At 69.2% G+C, this 25113-nt stretch carries 21 protein-coding genes and 1 tRNA gene; 12 read left to right on the forward strand and 10 right to left on the reverse strand.

Annotated elements, in window-relative coordinates; translation table 11 throughout:
- Positions 1–556 precede the first annotated feature (556 nt).
- Entirely contained in the window at positions 557–1036 is a 480-nt protein-coding gene (locus STRTU_RS18640; RefSeq protein ID WP_159744681.1) for a nitroreductase family protein, read from the forward strand.
- A 113-nt stretch (positions 1037–1149) separates the two neighbouring features.
- Here STRTU_RS18640 and STRTU_RS18645 read toward each other — a convergent pair whose 3' ends face one another.
- On the reverse strand, positions 1150–1716 hold the full coding sequence (locus STRTU_RS18645) for a hypothetical protein (RefSeq protein WP_159744682.1): 567 nt from the start codon (positions 1714–1716) through the stop codon (positions 1150–1152).
- A gap of 675 nt (positions 1717–2391) precedes the next feature.
- Positions 2392–2465 (reverse strand) — tRNA-Gly (locus STRTU_RS18650).
- Positions 2466–2732: 267 nt separating this feature from the next.
- Here STRTU_RS18650 and STRTU_RS18655 point away from each other — a divergent pair.
- The 3 genes from STRTU_RS18655 to STRTU_RS18665 all read left to right on the forward strand — a co-directional run bounded on the left by STRTU_RS18655 (position 2733) and on the right by STRTU_RS18665 (position 4289).
- Positions 2733–2891, forward strand: coding sequence for a hypothetical protein (locus STRTU_RS18655; protein WP_167539173.1), 159 nt, complete (start codon positions 2733–2735; stop codon positions 2889–2891).
- A 240-nt stretch (positions 2892–3131) separates the two neighbouring features.
- Positions 3132–3707, forward strand: coding sequence for a dCTP deaminase (gene dcd, locus STRTU_RS18660; RefSeq protein ID WP_159744683.1), 576 nt, complete (start codon positions 3132–3134; stop codon positions 3705–3707).
- 84 nt (positions 3708–3791) lie between these two features.
- On the forward strand, positions 3792–4289 hold the full coding sequence (locus STRTU_RS18665) for a phosphoribosyltransferase (protein WP_159744684.1): 498 nt from the start codon (positions 3792–3794) through the stop codon (positions 4287–4289).
- Positions 4290–4427: 138 nt separating this feature from the next.
- Here the strand turns inward: STRTU_RS18665 and STRTU_RS18670 are convergent, their stop codons facing one another.
- Positions 4428–5345 carry a hypothetical protein gene (locus STRTU_RS18670; protein ID WP_159744685.1) on the reverse strand — a complete coding sequence of 306 codons (918 nt, stop codon included), beginning with the start codon at positions 5343–5345 and terminating at the stop codon, positions 4428–4430.
- 402 nt (positions 5346–5747) lie between these two features.
- Here STRTU_RS18670 and STRTU_RS18675 point away from each other — a divergent pair, with 402 nt between their 5' ends.
- The gene (locus STRTU_RS18675; protein WP_246240723.1) at positions 5748–7241 is read left to right on the forward strand and encodes a ricin-type beta-trefoil lectin domain protein; all 1494 of its coding nucleotides are present in this window, start codon (positions 5748–5750) and stop codon (positions 7239–7241) included.
- 196 nt (positions 7242–7437) lie between these two features.
- On the opposite strand, the gene STRTU_RS18680 is transcribed toward STRTU_RS18675, so the two are convergent.
- The 4 genes from STRTU_RS18680 to STRTU_RS18695 all read right to left on the reverse strand — a co-directional run bounded on the left by STRTU_RS18680 (position 7438) and on the right by STRTU_RS18695 (position 12968).
- Positions 7438–8394 (reverse strand): Yip1 family protein, encoded by a 957-nt coding sequence (locus STRTU_RS18680; protein ID WP_159747053.1) that lies wholly within the window; start codon positions 8392–8394, stop codon positions 7438–7440.
- A gap of 99 nt (positions 8395–8493) precedes the next feature.
- Positions 8494–9135: a GNAT family N-acetyltransferase gene (locus STRTU_RS18685; protein WP_308789383.1), complete on the reverse strand. Its 642-nt coding sequence runs from the start codon at positions 9133–9135 to the stop codon at positions 8494–8496.
- Positions 9136–9242: 107 nt separating this feature from the next.
- Positions 9243–10562: an FG-GAP repeat domain-containing protein gene (locus STRTU_RS18690; RefSeq protein WP_159744687.1), complete on the reverse strand. Its 1320-nt coding sequence runs from the start codon at positions 10560–10562 to the stop codon at positions 9243–9245.
- Positions 10563–10700: 138 nt separating this feature from the next.
- On the reverse strand, positions 10701–12968 hold the full coding sequence (locus STRTU_RS18695) for a (Fe-S)-binding protein (RefSeq protein WP_159744688.1): 2268 nt from the start codon (positions 12966–12968) through the stop codon (positions 10701–10703).
- 289 nt (positions 12969–13257) lie between these two features.
- Between STRTU_RS18695 and dnaK the strand changes: the two genes are divergently transcribed.
- From dnaK to STRTU_RS18715, 4 genes are read left to right on the forward strand one after another with little or no spacing between them, the layout of a single operon-like run.
- The gene (gene dnaK / locus STRTU_RS18700; protein ID WP_159744689.1) at positions 13258–15114 is read left to right on the forward strand and encodes a molecular chaperone DnaK; all 1857 of its coding nucleotides are present in this window, start codon (positions 13258–13260) and stop codon (positions 15112–15114) included.
- Positions 15111–15770, forward strand: coding sequence for a nucleotide exchange factor GrpE (gene grpE, locus STRTU_RS18705; protein ID WP_159744690.1), 660 nt, complete (start codon positions 15111–15113; stop codon positions 15768–15770). Before dnaK ends, grpE begins: the two co-directional genes overlap by 4 nt.
- Positions 15771–15815: 45 nt before the next feature.
- The gene (dnaJ, locus tag STRTU_RS18710) at positions 15816–16985 is read left to right on the forward strand and encodes a molecular chaperone DnaJ (RefSeq protein ID WP_159744691.1); all 1170 of its coding nucleotides are present in this window, start codon (positions 15816–15818) and stop codon (positions 16983–16985) included.
- A 1-nt stretch (position 16986) separates the two neighbouring features.
- A complete protein-coding gene (locus STRTU_RS18715; RefSeq protein ID WP_159744692.1) occupies positions 16987–17439 on the forward strand; it encodes a heat shock protein transcriptional repressor HspR in 453 nt (150 codons plus the stop codon).
- A 136-nt stretch (positions 17440–17575) separates the two neighbouring features.
- On the opposite strand, the gene STRTU_RS18720 is transcribed toward STRTU_RS18715, so the two are convergent.
- From STRTU_RS18720 to STRTU_RS18730, 3 genes are all read right to left on the reverse strand, one after another.
- A complete protein-coding gene (locus STRTU_RS18720; RefSeq protein ID WP_159744693.1) occupies positions 17576–17980 on the reverse strand; it encodes a hypothetical protein in 405 nt (134 codons plus the stop codon).
- A gap of 237 nt (positions 17981–18217) precedes the next feature.
- Positions 18218–18622 carry a pyridoxamine 5'-phosphate oxidase family protein gene (locus STRTU_RS18725; protein ID WP_159744694.1) on the reverse strand — a complete coding sequence of 135 codons (405 nt, stop codon included), beginning with the start codon at positions 18620–18622 and terminating at the stop codon, positions 18218–18220.
- Between the two features lie 29 nt (positions 18623–18651).
- Entirely contained in the window at positions 18652–19233 is a 582-nt protein-coding gene (locus STRTU_RS18730; protein WP_159744695.1) for a Uma2 family endonuclease, read from the reverse strand.
- A gap of 235 nt (positions 19234–19468) precedes the next feature.
- Between STRTU_RS18730 and clpB the strand changes: the two genes are divergently transcribed.
- The 3 genes from clpB to STRTU_RS18745 all read left to right on the forward strand — a co-directional run bounded on the left by clpB (position 19469) and on the right by STRTU_RS18745 (position 24190).
- Complete coding sequence (clpB, locus tag STRTU_RS18735) at positions 19469–22099, forward strand: ATP-dependent chaperone ClpB (protein ID WP_159744696.1); 2631 nt, start codon at positions 19469–19471, stop codon at positions 22097–22099.
- Between the two features lie 157 nt (positions 22100–22256).
- Positions 22257–22793 carry a YbjN domain-containing protein gene (locus STRTU_RS18740; protein ID WP_159744697.1) on the forward strand — a complete coding sequence of 179 codons (537 nt, stop codon included), beginning with the start codon at positions 22257–22259 and terminating at the stop codon, positions 22791–22793.
- A 263-nt stretch (positions 22794–23056) separates the two neighbouring features.
- Positions 23057–24190 carry an aminotransferase class I/II-fold pyridoxal phosphate-dependent enzyme gene (locus STRTU_RS18745; RefSeq protein ID WP_246240727.1) on the forward strand — a complete coding sequence of 378 codons (1134 nt, stop codon included), beginning with the start codon at positions 23057–23059 and terminating at the stop codon, positions 24188–24190.
- Positions 24191–25113: the final 923 nt, after the last annotated feature.

Below are 25113 nucleotides of genomic sequence, written 5' to 3' on the forward strand. Positions count from 1 at the left end.
GCCCCGGACGCAGAGGACGTCCGGCATCCAGGTCCGGGGGAGAGAACAGGGGCAGTCCGGAAACCGGCGGAGTTGTCGCCCGAGGCGGTCACTTGGGCGTGCTAGCGGTCCGTGGAGCCCGGCTTGAGAGGGGATACGCCGATACCGGTACGGTCCGATTCAGCGAAGTCGGCAGCGTGAGTTGATTTCCACACCCCACGACTCAAAGCAGTTGATTCCTTTTCGACTGAAAACTTTTGCCCATGTTGAGCCCTCGCGATCTAGGTCTGCGTGGATCGAGTTCGGGACTCTTCAAGGACCGACTGGCAGTCGGATCACAGCTGGGAGGGGCAACTGACCAGCCGTCCAAGGAGCGCCCACAAGGAATGCCGCTGACCGCTACCGGCCAACCGGCAAAACATGAGTCCCCGAGAGGAATGGGCGACCTCCGGACTCACTATTGCTATTTAAGGCATCACCGGCGGCCCCGGATAGAGGGAGGACCCAGATGTCGCCCGAATGGCGCAGCGCTTACCCAGGGCCGCTGCCGCCACGAACCATGCGTGGACATCACGCCTTGACGGCCGAGCGAACTCACGGCCGCGATGTTCCCTTCGAAACAGCCACCCCCGAGCTGCGTCAGCACCTCACGCGGGACGGGCGTCCGGCGCTGTTCACCGTGTACCCCGAGGCCGACCGCATCCTGCTGCCCCGTACACCGGACCCCCGCCTGTCCGCACCGCTGGAGCAGACCCTCTATCGCAGGCGCACGCACCGCTCCTTCAGTGCCCAGCCGGTGAGCCTGTACGATCTCGCGGTCCTGCTCGGTACCGTCTTCGGCCCTGCCGAGTTCATCGACGGCTTCGAGTACGGCGCCCTCATCCGGCGCACCAGCCCCTCCGGCGGAGCCCGGCAAGAACTCGACGCCTACCTCGCCACCCCCAACGTCACCGGCGTCCCCGCTGGCCTGTTCCACCCCCGACACGCCAGCCGACACCGCCGGCCTGAACGCCTTCCGGCACACGACCCTGCGCCACGGACAACGGGGACGGTCTGACGACTGACCCATCGGACACGCCCTAGTCGTACCTGCCGCTGTTCGTGTGACACCGAAGGCACAGATGAGTGACCCCTTCATCTCCGGGTGCTGCTCCGGCGGTGGGACCTCTGCTACTTGATGCTGCCGGTGTAGATCGCGGCCGCCGACTCAGGGGTGGGAGTGACCTCGATCTGCACGTGCTGTTGGTTCTTTGGCAGCTCGCAGGCCCAGGGGACGTTTACGGTGCGCCCGGCCAGCAACTTGGTGCTCGGTGAGCCTTCCAGGCCGTCATCGAAGATGGATTCAGCCTGCTTGCCTTCCTCGTCACCGTACTGGCAGTTGACGGTCATGGCGGTGACGTCCAGAGTGCTCTTGGCTCCATTGGCGACGCGGACGTTAAACCTTATGTAAGGCGTGTTCCCCGGGGCCGCGTAGTCGTGGGAGACGCCGCGGCTGAACCCTTGCAGCGTGACGGAGGCATTGTTTTCGTAGGTCACTGTGTCCGTGAGGCTGTGCGGCTGGTCCGAGGACTGGCTCGGGTCGTCCGTGGGCTCCGGTTCGGAGGCCGGTGTGACGGTCTCCTCTGCCTTTTCGGAGTGCGGCGTTTGGCTGTTGATGCTGGTTCCGCCGCAGGCGCTGAGAGACAGCGCGAGCGCTGCAGCGGCAAGGGCGGTACAGGCGTTGGCGATGTGTCGCATAGGTCCCCCCTGTAGTTGAATGCTCATGAATAATGCAGCGCTGTGTGGTGCCGCGAACGCGGAGTGTTCATTTCGTGATGTGAACCGGGCGAGCTCCTTGGTGGTGGCGGATCAGCGCTGGGTGCCGCTGACGCTGTACCAGCGGGTCGGCTTATCTCCTGCGCGAACTACGTAGCCGGCTAGGCCGTTTCTTTTGAGTTGAAGGTCCGGCTGTTGCTGCCCGTTAGGTGGCGCAGGAGGAGGGGCGCGTCGCCTCTGGTGGGTAGCTGGCGGATCTGCTCCGCAGGGACCGATGGCACGCATGTGAAGGTCTCGGCTGCACGCTAAGCCCGTGTGCCGACAATGCACCTGGACTTTCGCAGTTCCTCACGGATGCAGGGGGCGGTCGCGATGTTCGGTGGCACGCGCTCAACCGCAGGCGGTGCGGCAGTGCTTCAGTCGCGGCAATACCGGGGCTATTCGCGACTGCATCGTTGCAGGCCACTCGGCGGGTGTGACGCAGGCCACGCAGATCGCGTCTCGATTCGAGATGACGGCCGATCAAGTCGCTCTGGGAGGGTGTGCGAGTGCCAATTCGGCGCAGTAGCTGGTGCGTTATGGCACGCGAATGGCGCGCAGTCCAAAAATGGTCTAGACAACAAACAAGCCCCAGGTCTCTGACTTGGGGCTTCCATATGGAGCGGGTGACGGGAATCGAACCCGCGCTCTGAGCTTGGGAAGCTCATGTTCTACCATTAAACTACACCCGCGTAATCCCGCCTCTGTCGAGGGCGGAACATCGTCGCACACTCTACCCCATCACCGCCTCGCGGTGCATTTGGCGTGCTCGGAGGTGGTGTGTGGGGGTGTCGGGGCGGGTGTTCCGGGTGGGGTCCTGGGGGTTTCCCTAGGGGGATGTCGGGTGTGGGGTGCGGGAGTTGAGGCGTACCGTTGGGGGTCGGAGTGCCGCGTGTGGTGGCGCCCAGTTCATCCCCTAATGTGGCTTTTGTTGTCCACGCAGTTGGGAGAGGGACTTGATGGAGCGCACCGTCGTACGTTGTGCCGAGGGCCACGTGTTCAGCACCGCTTCGTTCCCGATGCAGACCACCGACCGGCTCGGTCCCGGACGGCTGTTGCGCTGCCCGCGCTGTGCTCGGCTGCGGCACTCGGTGCCCGTCGACCACGCCAAGCGGTAGCGATCAAGAGAACGAGAGATCGAGAGATCGAGAGATCGAGAGATCGAGAGATCGAGAGATCGAGAGAAGCGGTAGCGATCAAGAGAGTGTGGTGGCGTCTGAGTCGCCGCCGCACTTCGTGAGAGCGGCGGCTGCGCCTCGTAGGAGAGGTAGCGGCCGGCAGTAGGACGAGGAGTGGGCGGGGCCCGGCTTCCCAGGTGGGGGCCGGGCCCTCGTCGTGCGGCGCGTATCCTCTTCTGCGTGCTTCTCTCAGACAAGGACATCCGGGCCGAGATCGATGCTGGTCGGGTGCGTATCGACCCCTATGAAGAGTCGATGGTGCAGCCGTCCAGCATCGACGTGCGGCTCGACCGCTATTTCCGGGTGTTCGAGAACCACCGCTATCCGCATATCGACCCCGCCGTCGAGCAGCCCGATCTGACGCGTGAGGTCGTGCCCGAGGGGGATGAGGCGTTCATCCTGCACCCGGGCGAGTTCGTGCTCGCCTCGACGTACGAGGTCATCACGCTGCCCGACGACCTCGCGTCCCGGCTTGAGGGGAAGAGCTCGCTGGGGCGGCTGGGGCTGCTGACGCATTCGACCGCCGGGTTCATCGACCCGGGGTTCAGCGGGCATGTGACGCTGGAGCTGAGCAATGTCGCCACGCTGCCGATCAAGCTGTGGCCGGGCATGAAGATCGGGCAGCTGTGCATGTTCCGGCTGACCTCGCCGACCGAGCACCCGTATGGGAGCGCGAAGTACGGCTCCCGCTACCAGGGGCAGCGCGGGCCGACGCCGTCCCGGTCGTTCAAGAACTTCCACCGTACGCAGGTATGACACCGCAGCGTCGGGGTGGGCGGCGCGCTCGACAGGGCGGGCGCGTGGCGGAGCGTGTGGACACCGAAGGTCTGAGAGAGATACGTGAGTGACGTGCGGGAGAACCTGACCTACGAGCGGTTCGGCGGGGCGATCCGTGAGCTGGCGCAGATGGTGGCCGATGACGGGTACGAGCCCGATGTCGTGCTGTCGATCGCCCGGGGCGGTGTCTTCGTCGCCGGGGGGCTGGCGTACGCGCTGGACTGCAAGAACATCCACCTGGTGAATGTGGAGTTCTACACCGGGGTGGGGACCACCCTGGAGATGCCGGTCATGCTGGCGCCGGTGCCGAACGCGATCGACTTCTCGGAGAAGAAGGTGCTGATCGCGGACGATGTCGCGGACACCGGGAAGACGCTGAAGCTGGTGCATGACTTCTGCCAGGGGACCGTGGCGGAGGTCCGCAGCGCGGTGATCTACGAGAAGTCGCAGTCGCTGGTGAAGTGCGAGTACGTGTGGAAGCGCACGGACGAGTGGATCAACTTCCCGTGGAGCGTTGAGCCGCCGGTGGTGCGGCGCGAGGGGCAGATTCTCGACGCGTGAGGTGACGTGACCGTGATGGGGCCGGCCCCGGCTGGGCAGGGCGTCGTGTGACGCGCTGTGGGGGCCGGCCCTGATGGCGTCTGAGTCGGGTTGCGTCTGAGTCGGGCTTGTGCCCGGCGGGTCGTCCTGCTGACCGGTTCAGGCGGGGTGCGGCTGCCGCATCTCGTTGCGGATCATGAGCGTGGCGTCGTTCAGCTCGTGCGTGTCCATCACGTCGGACTTGATGCCTACCCCCTGCTGCTGCACGATCCCCACCGCGCTGGTGTCGCCCCACACGCAGCGGGTGATCGTCATTTCCTTGTCGAGGCCGCGCTTGGGAACCATCATGATGGACTCGCACATCATGATCGTTCCGTCGAAGGTGTCGCCCTTCCACCCGGTTTTCTTGGTCCCTTCGATGACCTCGATCTTGGCTCCGAGCGTCTTTGCGTTCTTCTCGTCGTCCTTGTGCATGCGTGCCAGGGCCGCGTCCACCGCGGCGGTCGGTTTGGTGACCCTGCCCTGGATGCCGGTGACGGTGATCGTCGACCGCTTCCCGGGGCCGCCGGGCGACGGAACGTAGGAGCCCGACCAGGGGAACGCCTTCTTGATGCCCATCTTGTCGGTCTCCTTCTCGGACGTCAGGCAGTCGGAGTGGGAGCAGATGGTGGGGAGGTCCTTCTTCTTGTAGTAGTCGCCGTGGAGGATCTTGTGCGGAAGGCTGAGGGTGTACGGCACCATCGGGGCGTCCTTGCCGTCCTGGCTCTGAAACCACACGACGCCACCGACCGCGAGGGCGAGCACGAGCACGGTTCCCCCGGAGATGGCGGCGATCAGCGCGCCCTTACGCTTCCGCTGCGGGGGCGGGCCAACCGGTGAGCCGCCCCAGGCGTTCGGTCCGCCCGGTCCGCCCGCTCCGCCCGGTCCGCTGCCCGTCGGCGGTGGCGGCGCGGCGCCGTACGCGGGCTGCGACCCGGCCTGTGGCTCGGACGGTGGACCGGACTGCTGCGAGCCACCGGGTGGGGGGCCGCCGGGGGTGGGGTAACCGGACGGTGGCGGTGGCTGGTTGTGGCTCACTCTCGTGTCTCCTCGCGAAGGATCAATAGCTTGATCCTTCCATGTCAGGCGCGCGGCCACCGCCCGGAAACCAGACGGCCTCGATGGCGGCGGGAGCTCTCGTTTCCGCGCCAAACGGGGCGATCAATTCGTGGTCGAACTTCCGCTTGCCGTGCCCCGTAAGGGAGTTGATGGGCGGTCGGTTTTTGGTGTGTCGGTTTTGGCCAATTGTGGTTCGGGTGTTCCGCCGTTGCTCGCTGGGGACTACAACCCGCGGTAAGAGGAGACCGGAGGGGAGGGCCCGTGGTGCGTGGGAGATGTGGGCGGTGGGCGTTACGTGGGTGGAGTGCGGGAGAGGGGTCGCGGGCGGGGCGTGGGCGGCGGCTGAGGGCCGTCGTGGTGACCTCGGCGGCGGTTCTGAGCATGGTGTGCACCGTGTCGGTGGGTGGGGCGAGTGCTGCCACCGGGGGCACGGGGAAGGGCCGGGCGAAAGCTGCCGTCGGTGCCGCCGCCGTCAAGCCGTTGGGGCCCGAGTTGGAGAAGGTCCGGGCGCGGGAGGCGGAGCGGCTTTATGGGGAGCCGGGGGTGCGGCCCCTGGGGGAGCGTAAGACCTCGTTGATCTCGTTGGGGGACAGTGAGATCTCGGGGGAGGGCGTCGGGACGTATGAGGCGGGGACGGACGGGCCGGACAACTGGTGCCACCGGTCGCCGGATTCGGCGATCCACCGGACCGGGATCGCGGCCGACGTGACGTACAACGCCGCCTGCTCGGGCGCCGGGACCGGCAACATCGTGATCGGCGGCAGCAAGCAGTACGCCGATGAGCTGGTGCAGAGCGACAGCCTGGCCATCGCGGCCCGTAACACCCGGCTGAAGATGGTGCTCCTGGTGGCCGGTGCCAATGACGATCTGCAGTTCGGGCCGGTGATGACGGACTGCGTCACCCGCTGGTTCCTGCTGCAGGGCACCTGTGAGCCGAAGTACCAGCCGGGCTGGCAGGCGCGGGTCGACGGGCTGGTGCCGAAGGTCGAGCGGACGGTCGGCGATCTGCGGACCGTGATGCGGGACGCGGGGTACGCCGACGGCGACTACCGGCTCGTGGTGATGTCGTATCCGAGCCCGATCGGGCCGGATGTGGAGGACAACCCGCAGTATCCGGGGAAGCTGCTGGGCGGCTGCACGGGCTACACCTCGGATGCGGGCTGGGGGCGCAATGCCGCCGTGCCCGCGTTCGAGAAGGGGGTGCGCAAGGCGGCGCGGGACAGCGGCGCGACCTATCTGGACGCCTCGCGGCTCTTCCACGGGCACGAGGTGTGCATGGAGGAGACCTGGGCCCGCGGGCTGTATGTGAACCTCACCAACCCCTTCCCGCCGAACTCGAATTCGGTGCGGCAGTCCTTCCATCCGAACGCCCGCGGGCACGGCGCGTTCGCGTCCTGTCTGACCCAGCTGTACGCGTCGGGGCTGCGGGAGGCGGCCTGTGCCGATCCGGCGAGCACCGGGCGGCCGAAGCTGTACCCGGGCGGCTGGGACGACGCGTACCGGCCGCTGAGGAACGCCGGGACGGGGAGCTGTGTGGACGCGACCGGGGGCGCCAGCCGTAACGGCACGGTGGTCGGCGGCTGGGACTGCCACGGTCAGCGCAACCAGGGCTGGTGGTACGACACCGAGCAGCGGTCGCTGCATGTGGAGCTGACCCAGGACCGGTGCCTGGACGTCCCGGGCGGGCGGTACACGGCCGGGGCCGGACTGGTGCTGTGGAACTGCTCGGGCGCGGGCAACCAGCAGTTCGTACGGGCCGACGGCGGCACGATCCGGCCGGCCGCCGCGCCGTCGCTGTGCCTGACGCTGGCGGGGGCGAAGGAGCCGCTGCGGTTGCAGGGGTGTGAGGGGTCGGCGGGGCAGCGGTTTGTGTGAGGGCGGGCCGTACCTCTGAGGCCGAGGCCGGGGCCGTACGTCCGAGGCCGGGCTCGTAGCGCCATAGCCCCGTAGCACCACGGCCCCGCAGTAGGGCCGTAGGGAGTGCGGGACCGTCCGGGACCGCCGTACGGCAAAGGGCCCGCTCCGGAGGCGAGTGCTCCGGGGCGGGCCCCTTGATGTGGCCGGTGGCGCCTTACAGGGTGCCGAGCTTCACCAGGGCGAGCAGCGCGACCAGCTGGATCGCGGAGGCGCCGAGTGCCTTGGGCCACGGAAGGTCGTGCGACTTGCTGACCATGGAGGTGAGCAGATAGCCGGTGGCGAGCCAGGTCAGCCAGCCCAGGACCTGGACCAGGGTGCTGTCGCCGCCGAGGAACATCGCGAAGAGCAGCCGGGGCGCGTCCGACATCGTCATGATCAGCATCGACAGGCCGATGGTCGGCTGCCAGGCGCCGTCACCGCCGAGCTGGCGGGCCATGGTGTGGGTGACCGCGCCCAGCACCAGGCCGCCGACGACGAACATCGCGGCGGTGATCCCCACCCACGGGATGATCTCGGAGAGGGTGGCGCTCAGCACATCCTCGCGGGCCTTGTCGAAGCCGAAGACCGCGAGCAGGCCGTAGGCCAAGCTGACGATCAGCGCCGGGCCCCAGACCGCGTGGTCGCGCATCTGCCAGAACGTGGCGTCGGGGCGCAGCGCGATGCCGGGCAGCAGCTGCTTCCAGTGCAGCCGGGGGCCGGCCGGGGGCGCGGTGGTCTGGCCGGCGCGGTAGGTGGCGCCCGCCGCGTACTCCTCGGAGCCGCCGTCGTAGTGGCCGTCGGGCGCACCGTAGGCGTCCGGGGCCTCGCCGACGCTGAACTGCTGGGTGTGACCAGCGTTGTTGTCGTTCGAATACGGTGCGTAGGACTGCTGCTGGGGTTGGTAGCCGCCGTCGCCGAAGTACTCCGGCTCGCCGTACTGGCCGTGCGGCTGCGGCTGCCCCTGCGGCTGTCTCTGCGGCCCGCCGCCGTATTGCTGCGGTGCCTGCTGCCATTGCCCAGGCGGTGAGGGGGGCTGCTGCCCGTACGGCCCTTGCTGCCCGTACGGGGCCTGCTGCCCCTGCTGTCCTTGCTGTCCGTTCTGCGCGGGGCGGGCATCCCGTCCGCGACCCATCCTGAATCCAGCCACGTACTCGAAAGTACCTGGTCCGCGCGGATCGGGTGGCGGAGCAGGGGGACCGGGCCCGGGTTTGCTGCTGACCTGTGACATCCCTTAGGGGGTTCCCCGAGGGGAGAGGGGGCCGGGGGCCGGTGCCCAGTGGAGGGTGAGGGCCGGCAGGTTCTCCATGTTGCCGCTGCCGTCGTCCGTGGCCACGACCCGGAAACCGTGGTGTGCGTAGAACGCCCGTGCCTCGGCGTTGAGTTGGAAGACATGCAGGGAGAGGCCGTCGGGGCGGTGCCGCCGCGCCTCGGCGAGCAGACGGGTGCCGATGCCGGTCCGGCGGGCGTCCGGGCGGAGGTAGAGGTGTTCGAGCAGATCGCCCCGTACGGCGGCGTAGCCGAGGAGCTCGGGCCCACGGGCGGCGACGACGGTGTGACACTGCGGCAGCACGGTCTCCCGGATCCAGCGGGTGACCTCGTCATGGGTGCGGCGCTGCGGCGGCAGGTAGGGCATGGCCGCCCGCCGCGCTGCCTGGTGGATGGCGGCGATCACGGGGGCGTCGGCGGGGTGGGCGGGGCGGAGGGTGAGGGGTGGGGCGGTGTCGGCCGGGGTGTGGTGCGGCTTCTCGGACGCGGCCGTGGTCGTGGTCGGGGTCGCGCTCCTGTCCGCGTCCCGGTCCCCGTCCCGGTCCCCGTCTCGGTCCCTGTCCCGATCCCCGTCCCGCTCCCTGTCCCGGTCCCGGTCGGTGTTCATCTCGTCATGGTCGGATGGGTCGCGGTGTTGAGCAACTGCATTAACTCGGTGACGAGTTGAGCCCGTGGCGTCGTGGCCCGGCGCGCGCCCTCCGCCTGGGCCGTGGCTCAACTCGCCGTGAAGTCCGCCGTGCTGAAGGAGAGTGTGGGCTTCTTGGCGAGACCTGACGGGCCGCCGGGCCGGACCGTGACCCGGTCGTGGGTGCGGCCGCGCCGGGTGAGGAGTACGAGGTCGGCATGGCGGTCGCCGTCGAGGTCCGTGAGGGCGAGGACCGTGGTGTGCGGGCGGCCGGTGCCGGGGAGACGGGGCACGGCCAGGCGCTGGACGGTGCTGGACAGCCCGTGCGCGGTGCCGCTCAGGAGCGCGGGGCGGGTGCCGCCGATGGCGAGGTCCGGATGGCCGTCGTGCTGCACGTCGGCCGTCGCGAGGGTGGGGTCGCCGCCGGTGCCCGTACGGAGCCTGCCGGGGCGGCCGGCGACGGTCAGCAGGCCGTCGGCGTCGGCGGTGACGGGCACCGCCGTCCGGCCGCTCCCGGTGAAGCGGCCGAAGACCGTGGTGTGGCCGGGCGGGTAGCCGGCCGAGCCCGCGCGGACCGGGCCCCGGGGGCTGCCGAGGGCGAGCCGGCTGCGGGCGCGGCGGCCGGGGTCGGCGGCCCGTACGAGGAGGTCGTCGGTGCCGTCGCCGTTGAGGTCGGACGAGGACAGGGGCGCGGTGGGCGCGAGGGCTGTCCCGGGGATGTCGATGGGCGCGCCCGCCGCCTTCGGGGCGCCGGTGCGGGTGAACGGGCCCCGCAGGTAGCTGATCCGCGGGCCGGAGGCGGTGACGGCGAGGTCGGGGGCGCCGTCGCCGTCGAAGTCGCCGCAGACCGGCTGGTCGGGCCATTCGTTGCCGAACCTCGCGCGGTCCGGGATGCGGAGTTTCACGGCGCGGGCGGCACCGAGGCCGTGCGGGGAGCCGAAGAGGAGCTGTACGGGGACGGGGGGGCGGCCGACGCCGTCGTACGGCGGGTCGGTGGTGACGACCAGATCGCTGAAGCCGTCCCGGTCGAGGTCGCAGACGGTCTCGGCGTCGAAGGACGCGGGGACGGTGCCGGCGGTGGGGGCGGCATGGCGGGCCGGGGTGAGCAACTCCCGGGTGGCCGGGTCGAGTCCGCGCGCGGAGCCGTAGACGATGCCGATGCCCGGGTCGTCGTCACGGCCGCCGGACGGCGCGAGCAGGCTGTCGAGGACGAGGTCGGGGTGGCCGTCACCGTTGAAGTCGTGGGCGGCCCGGCTGCCGTGGCCGGCGGGGACGGTGCGTGCTCGCGGCAAGGAGGAGGCGCGGTGGGGCGAGGCGGGACGCGGGTCGGCGGAGGGGGAGAGCAGCCCGCAGGAGCTGAGCAGGAGAGCCAGCCCGAGCCCTGTCGTCGCGGCGATCCGTCTTCCCATGCCGTGTCCACCCCACCTGTAAGCGTGTTGTCGTGTCGTCAAACCGCGGCCCCCAGAAAACCGCGGCCCCCAGAAAAGCCCAACAGCCGGTCCCCTCGCCAGAGGGGACCGGCCGTCGGCTCACGTCAGCTCTCGCCGCTACTGCACCGGCTCGGCCTCCGGGGTGTCCTCCGGCTCCGGGTCGCCCGCCGGGTCGGCGGGGGTCTTGACGGAGTCCAGCAGCAGCTGGGCCACGTCGACGACCTGGATGGATTCCTTCGCCTTGCCGTCGTTCTTCTTGCCGTTGACCGAGTCGGTGAGCATGACCAGGCAGAAGGGGCAGGCGGTCGAGACGATGTCGGGGTTGAGCGACAGGGCCTCGTCGACGCGCTCGTTGTTGATGCGCTTGCCGATGCGCTCTTCCATCCACATCCGGGCACCACCGGCGCCACAGCAGAAGCCGCGCTCCTTGTGGCGGTGCATCTCCTCGTTCCGCAGGCCCGGCACCTTGGCGATGATCTCGCGCGGCGGGGTGTAGACCTTGTTGTGGCGGCCCAGGTAGCAGGGGTCGTGGTAGGTGATCAGACCCTCGACCGGGGTGACGGGGGTGAGCTTGCCCTCGTCGACCAGGTGCTGGAGCAGCTGGGTGTGGTGGATGACCTCGTACTCGCCGCCCAGCTGGGGGTACTCGTTCGCGATGGTGTTGAAGCAGTGCGGGCAGGTCGCGACGATCTTCTTCGACGCCTTGGGCTTCTTGGTCGACTCGTCCTCGTCGTCCTCGCCGAAGGCGGCGTTCAGCGTGGCCACGTTCTCGGCGCCGAGCTGCTGGAAGAGGAACTCGTTGCCCAGGCGGCGGGGCGAGTCACCGGTGCACTTCTCGTCGCCGCCCATGATCGCGAACTTGACGCCCGCGATGTGCAGCAGCTCCGCGAAGGCCTTGGTGGTCTTCTTGGCGCGGTCCTCCAGGGCACCGGCGCAGCCGACCCAGTAGAGGTACTCGACCTCGGTGAGGTCCTCGACGTCCTGGCCGACGACCGGAACCTCGAAGTCGACCTCCTTGGTCCAGGCCAGACGCTGCTTCTTGGCCAGGCCCCAGGGGTTGCCCTTCTTCTCCAGGTTCTTCAGCATCGTGCCCGCCTCGGACGGGAACGAGGACTCGATCATGACCTGGTAGCGGCGCATGTCGACGATGTGGTCGATGTGCTCGATGTCGACCGGGCACTGCTCGACACAGGCGCCGCAGGTGGTGCAGGACCACAGGACGTCCGGGTCGATGACGCCGTTCTCTTCCAGGGTCCCGATCAGCGGGCGCTCGGCCTCGGCCAGCGCGGAGGCGGGGACATCGGCGAGCTGCTCGGCGGTCGCCTGCTCGTTGCCCTCCATGTCCTTGCCGCCGCCGGCCAGCAGATACGGCGCCTTGGCGTGCGCGTGGTCGCGCAGCGACATGATCAGGAGCTTCGGGGAGAGCGGCTTACCGGTGTTCCAGGCGGGGCACTGCGACTGGCAGCGGCCGCACTCGGTGCAGGTGGAGAAGTCGAGCAGGCCCTTCCAGGAGAAGTGCTCGATCTGGGAGACGCCGAACTGGTCGTCCTCGCCCGGGTCCTCGAAGTCGATCGCCTTGCCCTCGCTGGTCATCGGCTGCAGCGCGCCCAGCGCCACACCGCCGTCGGCCTCGCGCTTGAACCAGATGTTGGGGAAGGCCAGGAAGCGGTGCCAGGCGACACCCATGTCCGTCTTCAGCGAGACCGTGATCATCCAGATGAAGGACGTCGCGATCTTGAGGCCGGCGAAGAAGTAGGTGAGGTTCTGCAGGGTGCCGAGGCTCATCCCCTTGAAGGCCGCGACCAGCGGATACGAGACGAAGTACGCGGGCTCGTAGTGGTCGACGCCGTGCTGGGCGCCCTCCAGGGCGTGCAGCGTCACGATGCAGATGCCGACGATGAGGATGACGGTCTCGACGAAGTACGCCTGGCCGGTGTTGGAGCCCGCGAAGCGGGACTTGCGGCCCGCCTTGCCGGGCCGGCTCAGCTGGCGGATGACGATGAGGACGACGATGCCCACGGTCGTCAGCGTGCCCATCCCTTCGACGAACATCTCCCACGGCAGCCACTCGCCGATGAACGGGAGCAGCCAGTCGGCCTGGAACAGCTGGCCGATGGCGTTGACGATCGTCAGCAGCAGGGTGAGGAAGCCCACCGCCACGAACCAGTGCGCCACACCGACGACGCCCCAGCGGTTCATGCGGGTGTGGCCGACGAACTCCTTGGCCAGGGTGACGGTCCGCTGGGCGGGCGCGTCGGTACGGGTGCCCGCGGGTACCGGCTGACCCAGCCGCATCTGGCGGTAGATCTGCAGGAGGGCGCGGCCGAACAGCGCCACGGCGACCGCGATGAGCACCAGCGACACGATGATCGCGGCGAGTTGCATGGGAGGCTCCTCGTACCTGCGAGAGCGGAAAACGGGGGTAACTACTAAGCGGTAACTTTTTTGGTCTGACGCTGAGATTACCCATTCTCCTCCGCCCCATGAAGCCGCCCGGCCGGTGATCTGCGTCGCGAAGGCAACCCTGGGTAGGGGGCCGGCGTCCTGGGGGAGAGTCCTGGTGACGGTAAGGGCGATATAAAAGTTGAGCGTGCCGCGCTCAGGTCTGTTGACAGGTTTTCCTCGGTGCTGCACTCTTGAGCCTGTTCCACTCAAGTCAGCTGGAGGAATTGAAATGGCACGTGCGGTCGGCATCGACCTGGGCACGACGAACTCCGTCGTCAGTGTTCTCGAAGGCGGTGAGCCCACCGTCATCACCAACGCCGAGGGCGCCAGGACCACGCCGTCCGTTGTCGCCTTCGCCAAGAACGGCGAGGTGCTGGTCGGCGAGGTCGCCAAGCGTCAGGCGGTCACCAACGTCGACAGGACCATCCGGTCGGTCAAGCGCCACATGGGCACCGACTGGAAGATCGACATCGACGGCAAGGGCTTCAACCCGCAGCAGATGAGCGCCTTCATCCTGCAGAAGCTCAAGCGCGACGCCGAGTCGTACCTCGGCGAGAAGGTCGTCGACGCGGTCATCACCGTTCCGGCCTACTTCAACGACTCCGAGCGCCAGGCCACCAAGGAGGCCGGCGAGATCGCGGGCCTCAACGTCCTGCGGATCGTCAACGAGCCCACCGCGGCCGCCCTGGCCTACGGCCTGGAGAAGGACGACCAGACCATTCTGGTCTTCGACCTCGGTGGCGGCACCTTCGACGTCTCGCTGCTGGAGATCGGCGACGGCGTCGTCGAGGTGAAGGCCACCAACGGTGACAACCACCTCGGTGGTGACGACTGGGACCAGCGCGTCGTCGACTACCTGGTCAAGCAGTTCCAGAACGGCCACGGCGTCGACCTGGCCAAGGACAAGATGGCGCTCCAGCGCCTGCGCGAGGCCGCCGAGAAGGCGAAGATCGAGCTGTCGTCCTCCACCGAGACGACGATCAACCTTCCCTACATCACCGCCTCCGCCGAGGGCCCGCTGCACCTGGACGAGAAGCTCACGCGCTCGCAGTTCCAGCAGCTCACCTCGGACCTGCTGGACCGCTGCAAGACGCCGTTCCACAACGTGATCAAGGACGCGGGTATCAACCTGTCCGAGATCGACCACGTGGTCCTGGTCGGCGGCTCCACCCGTATGCCCGCCGTCGCCGAGCTCGTCAAGGAGCTGACCGGCGGCAAGGACGCCAACAAGGGCGTCAACCCGGACGAGGTCGTCGCCATCGGCGCCACCCTCCAGGCCGGTGTGCTCAAGGGTGAGGTCAAGGACGTCCTGCTGCTGGACGTCACCCCGCTGTCCCTCGGTATCGAGACCAAGGGCGGCATCATGACCAAGCTGATCGAGCGCAACACCACGATCCCGACCAAGCGCTCCGAGATCTTCACGACGGCCGAGGACAACCAGCCGTCCGTGCAGATCCAGGTCTACCAGGGCGAGCGCGAGATCGCGGCGTACAACAAGAAGCTCGGGATGTTCGAGCTGACCGGTCTGCCGCCGGCTCCCCGTGGCGTCCCGCAGATCGAGGTCTCCTTCGACATCGACGCCAACGGCATCATGCACGTGACCGCGAAGGACCTGGGCACGGGCAAGGAGCAGAAGATGACCGTCACCGGCGGCTCCTCGCTGCCGAAGGACGAGGTCGACCGGATGCGCCAGGAGGCCGAGCAGTACGCGGACGAGGACACCAAGCGCCGCGAGGCCGCCGAGACCCGCAACCAGGCCGAGCAGCTCGTCTACCAGACCGAGAAGTTCCTCAAGGACAACGAGGAGAAGGTCCCGGGCGAGGTCAAGACCGAGGTCGAGGAGGCCCTCACCGAGCTGAAGGAAAAGCTCAAGGGTGAGGACACCGCCGAGATCCGCACCGCCACGGAGAAGGTCGCGGCCGTCTCCCAGAAGCTGGGCCAGGCCATGTACGCCGACGCCCAGGGTGCGGCCGGTGCCGAGGGCGCTGCCGGTGCCGAGGGCGCCGAGCAGGCCAAGGCCGAGGACGATGTCGTGGACGCCGAGATCGTCGACGACGAGAAGCCGAAGAAGGATGGTGCCGCGTGACGGAGGAGACCCCGGGCTTCGACGAGAAGCCCGACGTCCCTTCCGACGCCGCTCCCGAAGACGCGGCGCAGGCCGAGTCCGCCGACAAGGCGGGCTCGGCCCCGGCCGGGGACGTAACGGACGTAGCGCTCCAGGCGCAGCTGGACCAGGTGCGTACGGCGCTCAACGAGCGCACGACGGACCTCCAGCGACTGCAGGCCGAGTACCAGAACTACCGCCGTCGGGTGGAACGGGACCGGGTCACGGTCAAGGAGATCGCCGCGGCGAACCTCCTGTCCGAGCTCCTTCCCACCCTCGACGACGTCGGCCGTGCCCGTGAGCACGGCGAACTGGTCGGCGGCTTCAAGTCGGTGGCCGAATCGCTGGAGACCGCGGTCGCCAAGCTGGGTCTGCAGCAGTTCGGCAAGGAGGGCGAGCCCTTCGACCCGACGATCCACGAGGCGCTGATGCATTCGTACGCGCCGGATGTCACCGAGACGACGTGCGTGGCGATCCTGCAGCCCGGGTATCGCATCGGTGAACGAACGATCCGCCCCGCGCGGGTCGCCGTCGCCGAGCCGCAGCCGGGCGCGCAGGGCGGCAAGTCCGGCTCCGACGACGAGGCCAAGGGTGCCCCGGCCTCGGACGAGGAGAGCGGTGGCCCGGAAGAGGGCTGACGTGAGGACAGAAACGAAAACCGCGCGGAAGGAGGGACGTCGGGGATGAGCACCAAGGACTTCGTCGAGAAGGACTACTACAAGGTCCTCGGCGTCCCGAAGGACGCCACCGAAGCCGAGATCAAGAAGGCGTACCGCAAGCTGGCCCGGGAGTTCCACCCGGACGCCAACAAGGGCGACGCCAAGGCCGAGGAGCGCTTCAAGGAGATCTCCGAGGCGAACGACGTCCTGGGCGACAGCAAGCGCCGCAAGGAGTACGACGAGGCGCGCACGCTGTTCGGCAACGGCGGGTACCGGCCGGGACCGGGCGGTGGCGGCAACTTCAACTTCGACCTGGGCGACCTCTTCGGGGGCTCGCAGGGCCAGAGCGGCGGTGGCGGCTTCGGCGGCGGGCTCGGCGACGTCTTCGGCGGTCTGTTCAACCGCGGCGGCGCCGGTACGCGTACCCATGCGCGCCGCGGCCAGGACATCGAGTCCGAGGTGACGCTGAGCTTCACCGAGGCCGTCGACGGGGCCACGGTCCCGCTGCGGATGTCCAGCCAGGCGCCGTGCAAGGCGTGCTCCGGCACCGGTGACAAGAACGGCAGCCCGCGGGTCTGCCCGACCTGTGTCGGCACCGGCCAGGTCAGCCGGGGCGCGGGCGGCGGCTTCTCGCTCACCGACCCGTGCGCCGACTGCAAGGGCCGGGGCCTGATCGCCCAGGACCCCTGCGAGGTCTGCAAGGGCAGCGGACGGGCGACCAGCGCGCGCACGATGCAGGTCCGCATCCCCGCGGGCGTCTCCGACGGGCAGCGCATCCGGCTGCGCGGCAAGGGCGCACCGGGCGAGCAGGGCGGCCCGGCGGGCGACCTGTATGTGGTCGTGCATGTCGACGCGCACCCGGTCTTCGGCCGCAAGGGCGACAACCTCACCGTCACGGTCCCGGTCACCTTCCCGGAGGCCGCGCTCGGCGGGGAGGTCAAGGTGCCCACGCTGGGCGGACCGCCGGTGACGCTGAAGCTGCCGGCCGGCACCCCCAACGGGCGCACCATGCGGGCCCGCGGAAAGGGCGCCACCCGTAAGGACGGCACCCGCGGTGATCTGCTGGTCACCATCGAGGTGCTGGTCCCCAGCGACCTCGGCGACAAGGCGAAGGAGTCGCTGGAGTCCTATCGCGAGGCGACCGCGGGGGCGGACCCGCGGGCGGAGCTGTTCAAGGCTGCGAAGGGAGCTTGAGATGGACGGCCGGGGCGGGCAGCGTCGTAACCCCTATGAACTGACCGATGAGTCGCCGGTGTACGTCATCTCCGTCGCGGCTCAGCTCTCCGGCCTGCATCCGCAGACCCTTCGCCAGTACGACCGGCTGGGGCTGGTCTCGCCCGACCGCACGGCCGGGCGGGGCCGCCGCTATTCGGCCCGGGACATCGAACTGCTCCGTACGGTGCAGCAGTTGTCCCAGGACGAGGGCATCAACCTCGCCGGTATCAAGCGCATCATCGAGCTGGAGCACCAGGTCGCGGCCCTGCAGCAGCGGGTCGTCGAGCTCCAGGGCGCCCTGGAGGGCGCGGCCAGCGCGATGCAGCAGCGTGAGGCGGCGGTGCACGCCTCGTATCGGCGCGATCTGGTGCCGTATCAGGATGTCCAGCAGACCAGCGCGTTGGTGGTCTGGCGCCCCAAGCGGCCGGAGTGACGGCCGGGGCCGGGGCGCGGGCGCCTGGTGTGTGACGTGGGGAAGGGCCGGGGGGATCCCGGCCCTTCTCGCGTTTCCGTGACCGGCTTTCCGTGACCGGCTCTCCGCAGTCGGCCGTGCCCCCGCCCCGGGCCGTTCAGCAGCCGTTGTAGCCCGCCGTCGGCATCGACAGCCGCCGGTGTACCTGGGACTTCATCGCCAGGGTGTAGACCGGCTCGTGGAGGTCGGCGGTCTCCAGGCGGACGCCGGCCGCGGCGCACCGTGCGGTGAATTCGTCCGCGCCGGCGATGGCGTTCTCCAGGGTCCGGCGGTTGGGCGCCACGAACACATCGACCAGGCCCTCTTCGACGTCCCGCCACAGCGCGCGGTGGTCGGCGCGCAGCTGGTGCAGGCTGAGCCGGCAGGTCAGGTGGTAGTCACGGGCTGCCGCCCACTGCTTGCACATGTCGTGCTGGCCGCGGTCATCGACCAGGAACGGATCCTCGTCCAGCTCGGACAGCGGCATCAGGCAGGCGATCGCCGTGACTCGGACCGAGTTCATCGTGCCCTCCGGGGCGTGGCGACTGTGGGGGCGACGATACCCCCGCGAGCGGCCCGTGGAGGAGGGGCTGTACCGGGCGGCGAGGCATAGCCGCAGGCGTGACAGATCTTCCAGCCGTCCTGATTGACGGCGAGCTGACCGCCACAGCGCGGGCAGAGCTCGGCGTGCGGGTGCGGCCGGGCCGGGGACGGACGGCGCGGGACGGCCGTCACGGTGCACACTGCCGACGCCATGAGCTCAGGCCCGGCCCATCGCCCTGGTCACCGCGATCTCGATCATGACGCGGTCGGGGTTGGGCGTCGGCGTCCGGCCGTACCGCTCGGCGTACCGGCGTACCGCATCGGCCACCGACTCGGCGTCCGTACGCACCCGGGCCCGGCCCTCCAGCGTCGCCCAGCGGCCCTTGTCGACCTGGCACACGGCGACGGTGGCGCCGTCCGCCCCGGCGGCGAGGACGTTCTTGACCTTGGCACTGTCCTTGCGGGTGATGACCCGCGCGATGCGCTGCCCGGCGTCGTAGGTGACGCCTACGGGGACGACATGGGGCGTCCCGTCCGTACGCAGCGTGGTGAGGGTCGGCATCAGATACTCGCCCCAGAAGGCGAGGTATTCCGGGCTGAGGGCGCTGAGGTCATGGGCCATGAGGGCAAGGGTAGGCCGGGGCCCGGGGGTCAGAGGAAGTCGATGGTTTCCAGGTCGAAGGAGAAGGGGGCGGGGAGGGGGAGGGATTTGCCGATGGGGGCGGTGTTGTGCGCTTCGTAGTCGTCCCCGGAAGGCTCGCTGAACAGCGTGAGGGCGGACTTGCCGCGGTCCACGAGCAGGTAGAGCGGGATGCCGGCGCGGGCGTAGCAGTGCCGCTTGGCCTTCCGGTCGCGTTCCGGATTGCTCGATGTCACCTCGACGACCATGGCGACTCCGTCGCTGGGCATCCAGGGTTCCGCGCCTTGGAACAGCCGGATCTCGCTGGGGGCGATGGTGGCATCCGGGATCACATGATTCCTGGGACACCTACCGCCGCGTGGCATGGCGAGCCCCTTGTAGCCGGAGACATCCATGTCCACGGCGGACTTTCGCATGATCTGCGAGACCACCCTGCTGAAGCAGTGCTCATGTGTGCCGTCCGTGGGTGGTGTCACGACGATCTCCCCCTCGATCAGCTCGGCTCGGAAGCCCGTGGGCGTCTCCAAGGCGAGGAAGTAATCCAGGAGGGTCTCTTCGTCGGTGGGCATAGGCGCGTGTGCCATAGCCGTCATGCTGCACCTCCTCGTGGTCGAAGGCCAGTGTCGCCGGGCGACGCGGGCGGTGGCAGGGCGTTCGGGCGCGATTCCCTCGCACGAGTGAGCGATCCCCGGTGGGGGGACTCGCTTCCCTAGCCTTGAGTGGAATAGACTCAACTTATCGCACGTTGGTATGTGCAGGATGCGCCGGAGTGGGTCCAGACTGGGCACTGATGGCCGGGCAGGACGAGTCGAGGAGGATCGCGAGGACGTGGACGCCGAGCTGACCAACAAGAGCCGGGAGGCACTGAGCGCTGCCAATGAGCGGGCGGTCACCTCCGGGCATGCGGACATGACGTCCGCGCATCTTCTGCTCGCGCTGCTGGCCGGGCAGGACAACGAGAACATCATGGACCTGCTGGCCGCCGTCGAGGCCGATGCCGCCGCGCTGCGCAACGGGGCGGAGCGCCAGCTGGCCGCGCTGCCCAGCGTGCAGGGCTCGACGGTCGCGCCGCCGCAGCCGGACCGCGATCTGCTCTCCGCCATCGCGGACGCCACCCAGCGGGCCAAGGAGCTCGGTGACGCCTATGTCTCCACCGAACACCTCCTCATCGGCATCGCCGCCAAGGGCGGGCGCACCGGCGAGCTGCTGGAGCAGCAGGGCGCCAGCGCCAAGAAGCTGCTGGCCGCGTTCGAGGCGAGCCGGGGCGGGCAGCGGGTGACCAACGCCGACCCGGAGGGCACGTACAAGGCGCTGGAGAAGTTCGGGACGGACTTCACCGCGGCCGCCCGCGAAGGCAAACTCGACCCGGTCATCGGCCGGGACCACGAGATCCGCCGCGTCGTGCAGGTGCTGTCCCGCCGTACCAAGAACAACCCGGTGCTGATCGGTGAGCCGGGCGTCGGCAAGACCGCCGTCGTCGAGGGGCTGGCGCAGCGGATCGTCAAGGGCGATGTGCCCGAGTCGCTGCGCAACAAGCGGCTGGTCGCGCTCGACCTGGGGGCGATGGTCGCGGGGGCCAAGTACCGCGGTGAGTTCGAGGAGCGGCTGAAGACCGTCCTGGCGGAGATCAAGTCCAGCGAGGGCCAGATCATCACCTTCATCGACGAGCTGCACACCGTCGTCGGCGCGGGCGCCGGCGGCGACTCGTCCATGGACGCCGGCAACATGCTCAAGCCGATGCTGGCCCGCGGTGAGCTGCGGATGGTCGGTGCGACGACGCTGGACGAGTACCGCGAGCGGATCGAGAAGGACCCGGCGCTGGAGCGGCGCTTCCAGCAGGTGCTGGTCGCCGAGCCGACCGTGGAGGACACGGTGGCGATCCTGCGCGGGCTCAAGGGCCGCTACGAGGCCCACCACAAGGTGCAGATCGCGGACTCCGCGCTGGTCGCCGCGGCCTCCCTCTCCGACCGCTACATCACCTCCCGATTCCTGCCCGACAAGGCCATCGACCTGGTCGACGAGGCCGCGTCCCGCCTCCGGATGGAGATCGACTCCTCCCCCGTGGAGATCGATGAGCTCCAGCGCGCCGTGGACCGGCTCAGGATGGAGGAGCTGGCGCTGCGCAACGAGACCGACGCCGCCTCCGTGCAGCGGCTGGAGAAGCTGCGCAAGGACCTCGCCGACAAGGAGGAGGAGCTGCGCGGCCTGACCGCCCGCTGGGAGAAGGAGAAGCAGAGCCTCAACCGCGTCGGTGCGCTCAAGGAGAAGCTCGACGAGCTGCGCGGCCAGGCGGAGCGCGCCCAGCGCGACGGCGACTTCGACACCGCCTCCAAGCTGCTCTACGGCGAGATCCCGGGCGTCGAGCACGAGCTGGAGGAGGCGGCCGCCGCCGAGGCCGAGCAGGAGGCGTCCAAGGAGTCCATGGTCAAGGAGGAGGTCGGTCCGGACGACATCGCGGATGTGGTCGGCGCCTGGACCGGCATCCCGGCCGGGCGGCTCCTGGAGGGCGAGACCCAGAAGCTGCTCCGTATGGAGGAGGAGCTGGGCAAGCGGCTGATCGGCCAGACCGAGGCCGTCCGGTCGGTGTCGGACGCCGTCCGCCGTACCCGCGCCGGTATCGCCGACCCGGACCGGCCCACCGGCTCGTTCCTCTTCCTCGGCCCGACCGGCGTCGGCAAGACGGAGCTGGCCAAGGCGCTCGCGGACTTCCTCTTCGACGACGAGCGGGCGATGGTCCGTATCGACATGTCGGAGTACGGCGAGAAGCACAGCGTCGCGCGGCTGGTCGGCGCGCCGCCCGGCTATGTCGGCTACGAGGAGGGCGGCCAGCTGACCGAGGCGGTGCGCCGCCGTCCCTACTCCGTCGTCCTGCTGGACGAGGTGGAGAAGGCCCACCACGAGGTCTTCGACATCCTGTTGCAGGTCCTCGACGACGGCCGGCTCACGGACGGCCAGGGCCGCACCGTCGACTTCCGCAACACCATCCTCATCCTGACCTCCAACCTCGGGTCGAACTTCCTCATGGACCCGCTGCTCAAGGAGGAGCAGAAGACGGAGAAGGTGCTGGAGACGGTGCGGGCCTCCTTCCGGCCCGAGTTCCTCAACCGGCTCGACGACGTGGTGGTCTTCCACCCGCTCGGCACGGACCAGCTGGAGCGGATCGCCCGTATGCAGCTCGATCATCTGCAGCGCCGTCTCGGCGACCGCCGGCTGACGCTGGACGTCACCGACCGCGCCCTGACCTGGCTCGCCTGGCTCGGCCAGGAGCCGGTCGCCGACGCCCCCGCCCCCGACATGTCCTACGGGGCCCGGCCGCTGCGCCGCCTGGTCCAGACGGCCATCGGCGACCAGCTCGCCCGCGCCATCCTGGCGGGCGAGGTGCTGGAGGGGGACACCGTACGGGTGGACGTGGACGGTGATCAGCTGTCGGTGGAGTCGGAGGGGCGGGTGACGGGCTGACCCGCCGCCCGAGGCCCGGTGCCGTCAGCCCGGTGCCGCCCCGCCCGGTCGATCGTTGCCCCGGGCGACACCTTGCCCGCATCCGCTCCGTCCCGGGTTGCCACGACGGGGCGGATGTGGGGGAGGATGGCAGGGACCATACGAAGGGAATTCCACGGTGAGCATCGACCCGTCCTCGATTCCGAATTTCGGGGGCCAGCCCGAACCCGAGCCCTCGGGGCCTGAGGGTCCCGTCGTGCCAGACCAGGACCTGGTCAAGCAGCTCCTCGACCAGATGGAGCTGAAGTACGTAGTCGACGAGGAGGGTGACCTCGCCGCCCCGTGGGAGCAGTTCCGCACGTACTTCATGTTCCGGGGCGAGGAGGAGCAGCAGATCTTCTCCGTCCGTACGTTCTATGACCGTGCCCACGGCATCGACGAGAAGTCGAAGCTGCTGGAGGCGATCGACGACTGGAACCGCCGGACGCTGTGGCCCAAGGCCTACACCCACACCCATGACGACGGCACGGTCCGTCTGATCGGTGAGGCATCGATGCTGATCGGCACCGGCGTCTCGCTCGAACACTTTGTGTCGAGCACGGTCAGCTGGGTCCGCGCCTCCATCGAGTTCGACAAGTGGATCGTCGAGCAGCTCGGCCTGGAGGCCGAGATCGAAGGCGACTCCGACGAGAAGCCGGGTGACGACGAGGCCTGAGCCCCGTCCGTCCCACACCCACCCTGCTGCGCGGGCCCCGGAGCCGATCGGCTCCGGGGCCCGTGTGCGCTGTCGGTGGTGGCTCGGCTTGGCTCGGCTTTGCCTATCGGCGGCCCCGCCTCCCCGGTGCACGCCTATCGTGAGGGCCGAATCTCCTTTTGATGGACTCGGGAAAGCGGGACTGCATGGGTACGAGGGGGACGGCTGACGTGCGTGGGGCTGTGGGCTCGGCGAACTGGAGTCCTGCGGCGCGGGTGCGGGACATGGGTACGTCGATCTTCACCGAGATGACGGAGCTGGCGCGGCGTACCGGAGCCGTGAACCTCGGGCAGGGCGTCCCCGAACTGGACAGCCCGGCCACGCTGCTCAAGGACGTCGCGGACGCGGTGCTGGCGGGCAGCAACCAGTACCCGCCCGCCGTCGGCTGCGCGGCGTTGCGCGAGGCGATCGCCGCTCATCAGCTCCGGCGGTACGGACTCGACTACCGGCCTGCGGGCGAGGTGCTGGTCACCACGGGCGCGACGGAAGCACTCGCGGCGGCCCTGCTGGCGCTGTGCGATCCGGGCGACGAGATCATCGCCTTCGACCCTTGCTACGACGCGTATGCCGCGGATGCGCGGCTCGCCGGTGCCCGCCTCGTCGGGGTCCCCCTGGTCCTCGACGGCGACGGTTTCGCCCTGGACGCCGACGCGCTACGGGCCGCCGTGACGCCGCGTACCCGGGTGCTGCTGCTGAACTCCCCGCACAACCCGACGGGCAAGGTGTTCACGGCGGACGAGCTGGCCGCGATCGCGGAGATCTGCCGCGAGCGGTCGCTGACGGTCATCACGGATGAGGTGTACGAACACCTCGTCTACAGCGACGGTGCGCGGCATCTGCCCATCGCGACGCTGCCGGGGATGCGGGAGCGGACGCTGATCATCTCCTCGGCCGGCAAGACCTTCAACGTCACGGGCTGGAAGGTCGGTTGGGTCTGCGGTCCGGCTCCGCTCGTCGCCGCCGTGAACTCCGCGAAACAGTTCCTGACGTACGCCTCGGGCACCCCGTATCAGGAAGCCCTGGCGCGGGCCCTCGACTCGGTGGAGGAGTGGGCGGCGGGCCTGCGGGACACCCTGCGGCAGAACCGCGATCTGCTGAGCGACGGCCTGACCCGTGCCGGTCTGCGGCCCCTGCGGGCGGACGCGGGGTACTTCGTGCAGGCGGACGTACGGCCCTGGGGCTACTCGGACGGCGTCCAGTTCTGCCGGGACCTTCCGGAACGCGCGGGCGTGGTGGCCATCCCCACCGTGGCGTTCTACCTGGACGCGGACGCCCCGGCCTGGCTGGTGCGCTTCTCGATCTGCAAGCGCGACGACTCGATCCGCAAGGCCGTGGACCAGCTGATGGCTGCGCGCTGACCGGGGGTCGGCTGTCGTTTCTGATCGGCGGTGGGGCGGGGCGTGCCGGTGCCGGGCTGCGCGTCCCGGCGTTGCGTCTCTCCTCGGACGGCGCCTTTGAACCTCTGGACTTCCTCAACTGTGCTTTGAGATGCCGGGGTCGGGGCATCAGCCCCGCACGAAGGAATGAGATGACCGTCGACGAGGACGGTCCACGGCGCCGGACGGCGCCGGAGCGGCGCACCGGGCGCCGGACGGAGCGGGTGCCTCGCTTCGGGGGAATGAAAGGAGTGTGAGGCAAATGGGGATTGTGGTTTTCCTGGTGATCTGCGTGGGGGTGATCGGCCTGGTTGCCGTGGCCTCGCGGAGCGGTTCGGGCGGGGGGAGCGGACGGGGCTCCGGCACTGCGGCCGGCGGCAGCTGGTGGGCCGGCGGGGGCTCGGGCGGTGGGCACCACGGCGGCGGCGGATGCGGCGGCGGTTCCTCCTGTGGTGGCGGTTCGTCCTGCGGCGGTGGTGGCGGTGGCGGCGGCTGCGGTGGTGGCGGTGGCGGCTGCTGAACCGGGGCCGCTGCGACGGGGCCGCTGAGCAGGGGCTGTTGAGTCGGGGCCGATGCGCCGAGGCCGTTGAATCGAGAAAGCTGAATCGAGGCGACTGCGCCAACTCCATATGTGTGGATGGCTAGTTGCTTGTCGCTTATGCGCCCGTCGGGGCTGGTCGAAAGGCCAACACCCGCCGGGCGCTTGGTCGTTGAACAACTGAACTGCAAGGCCCCCGAGCGGATGGAAACCCGGAGGAGATGGGTAAAAGCGCTGTGGGCGACGGGCCTTTCATGATTCCCTCTCCCCAGAGAATCCCCCACGTTCTCCGACCCCACGTGGGCACGAGCCGGCAGGCAGTCGTACATCCCTGATCCTTTTCGGGCGGGCCGGCCCACCATTCCAC

This window comes from Streptomyces tubercidicus (assembly GCF_027497495.1).
Taxonomy (GTDB): Bacteria; Actinomycetota; Actinomycetes; order Streptomycetales; family Streptomycetaceae; genus Streptomyces; species Streptomyces tubercidicus.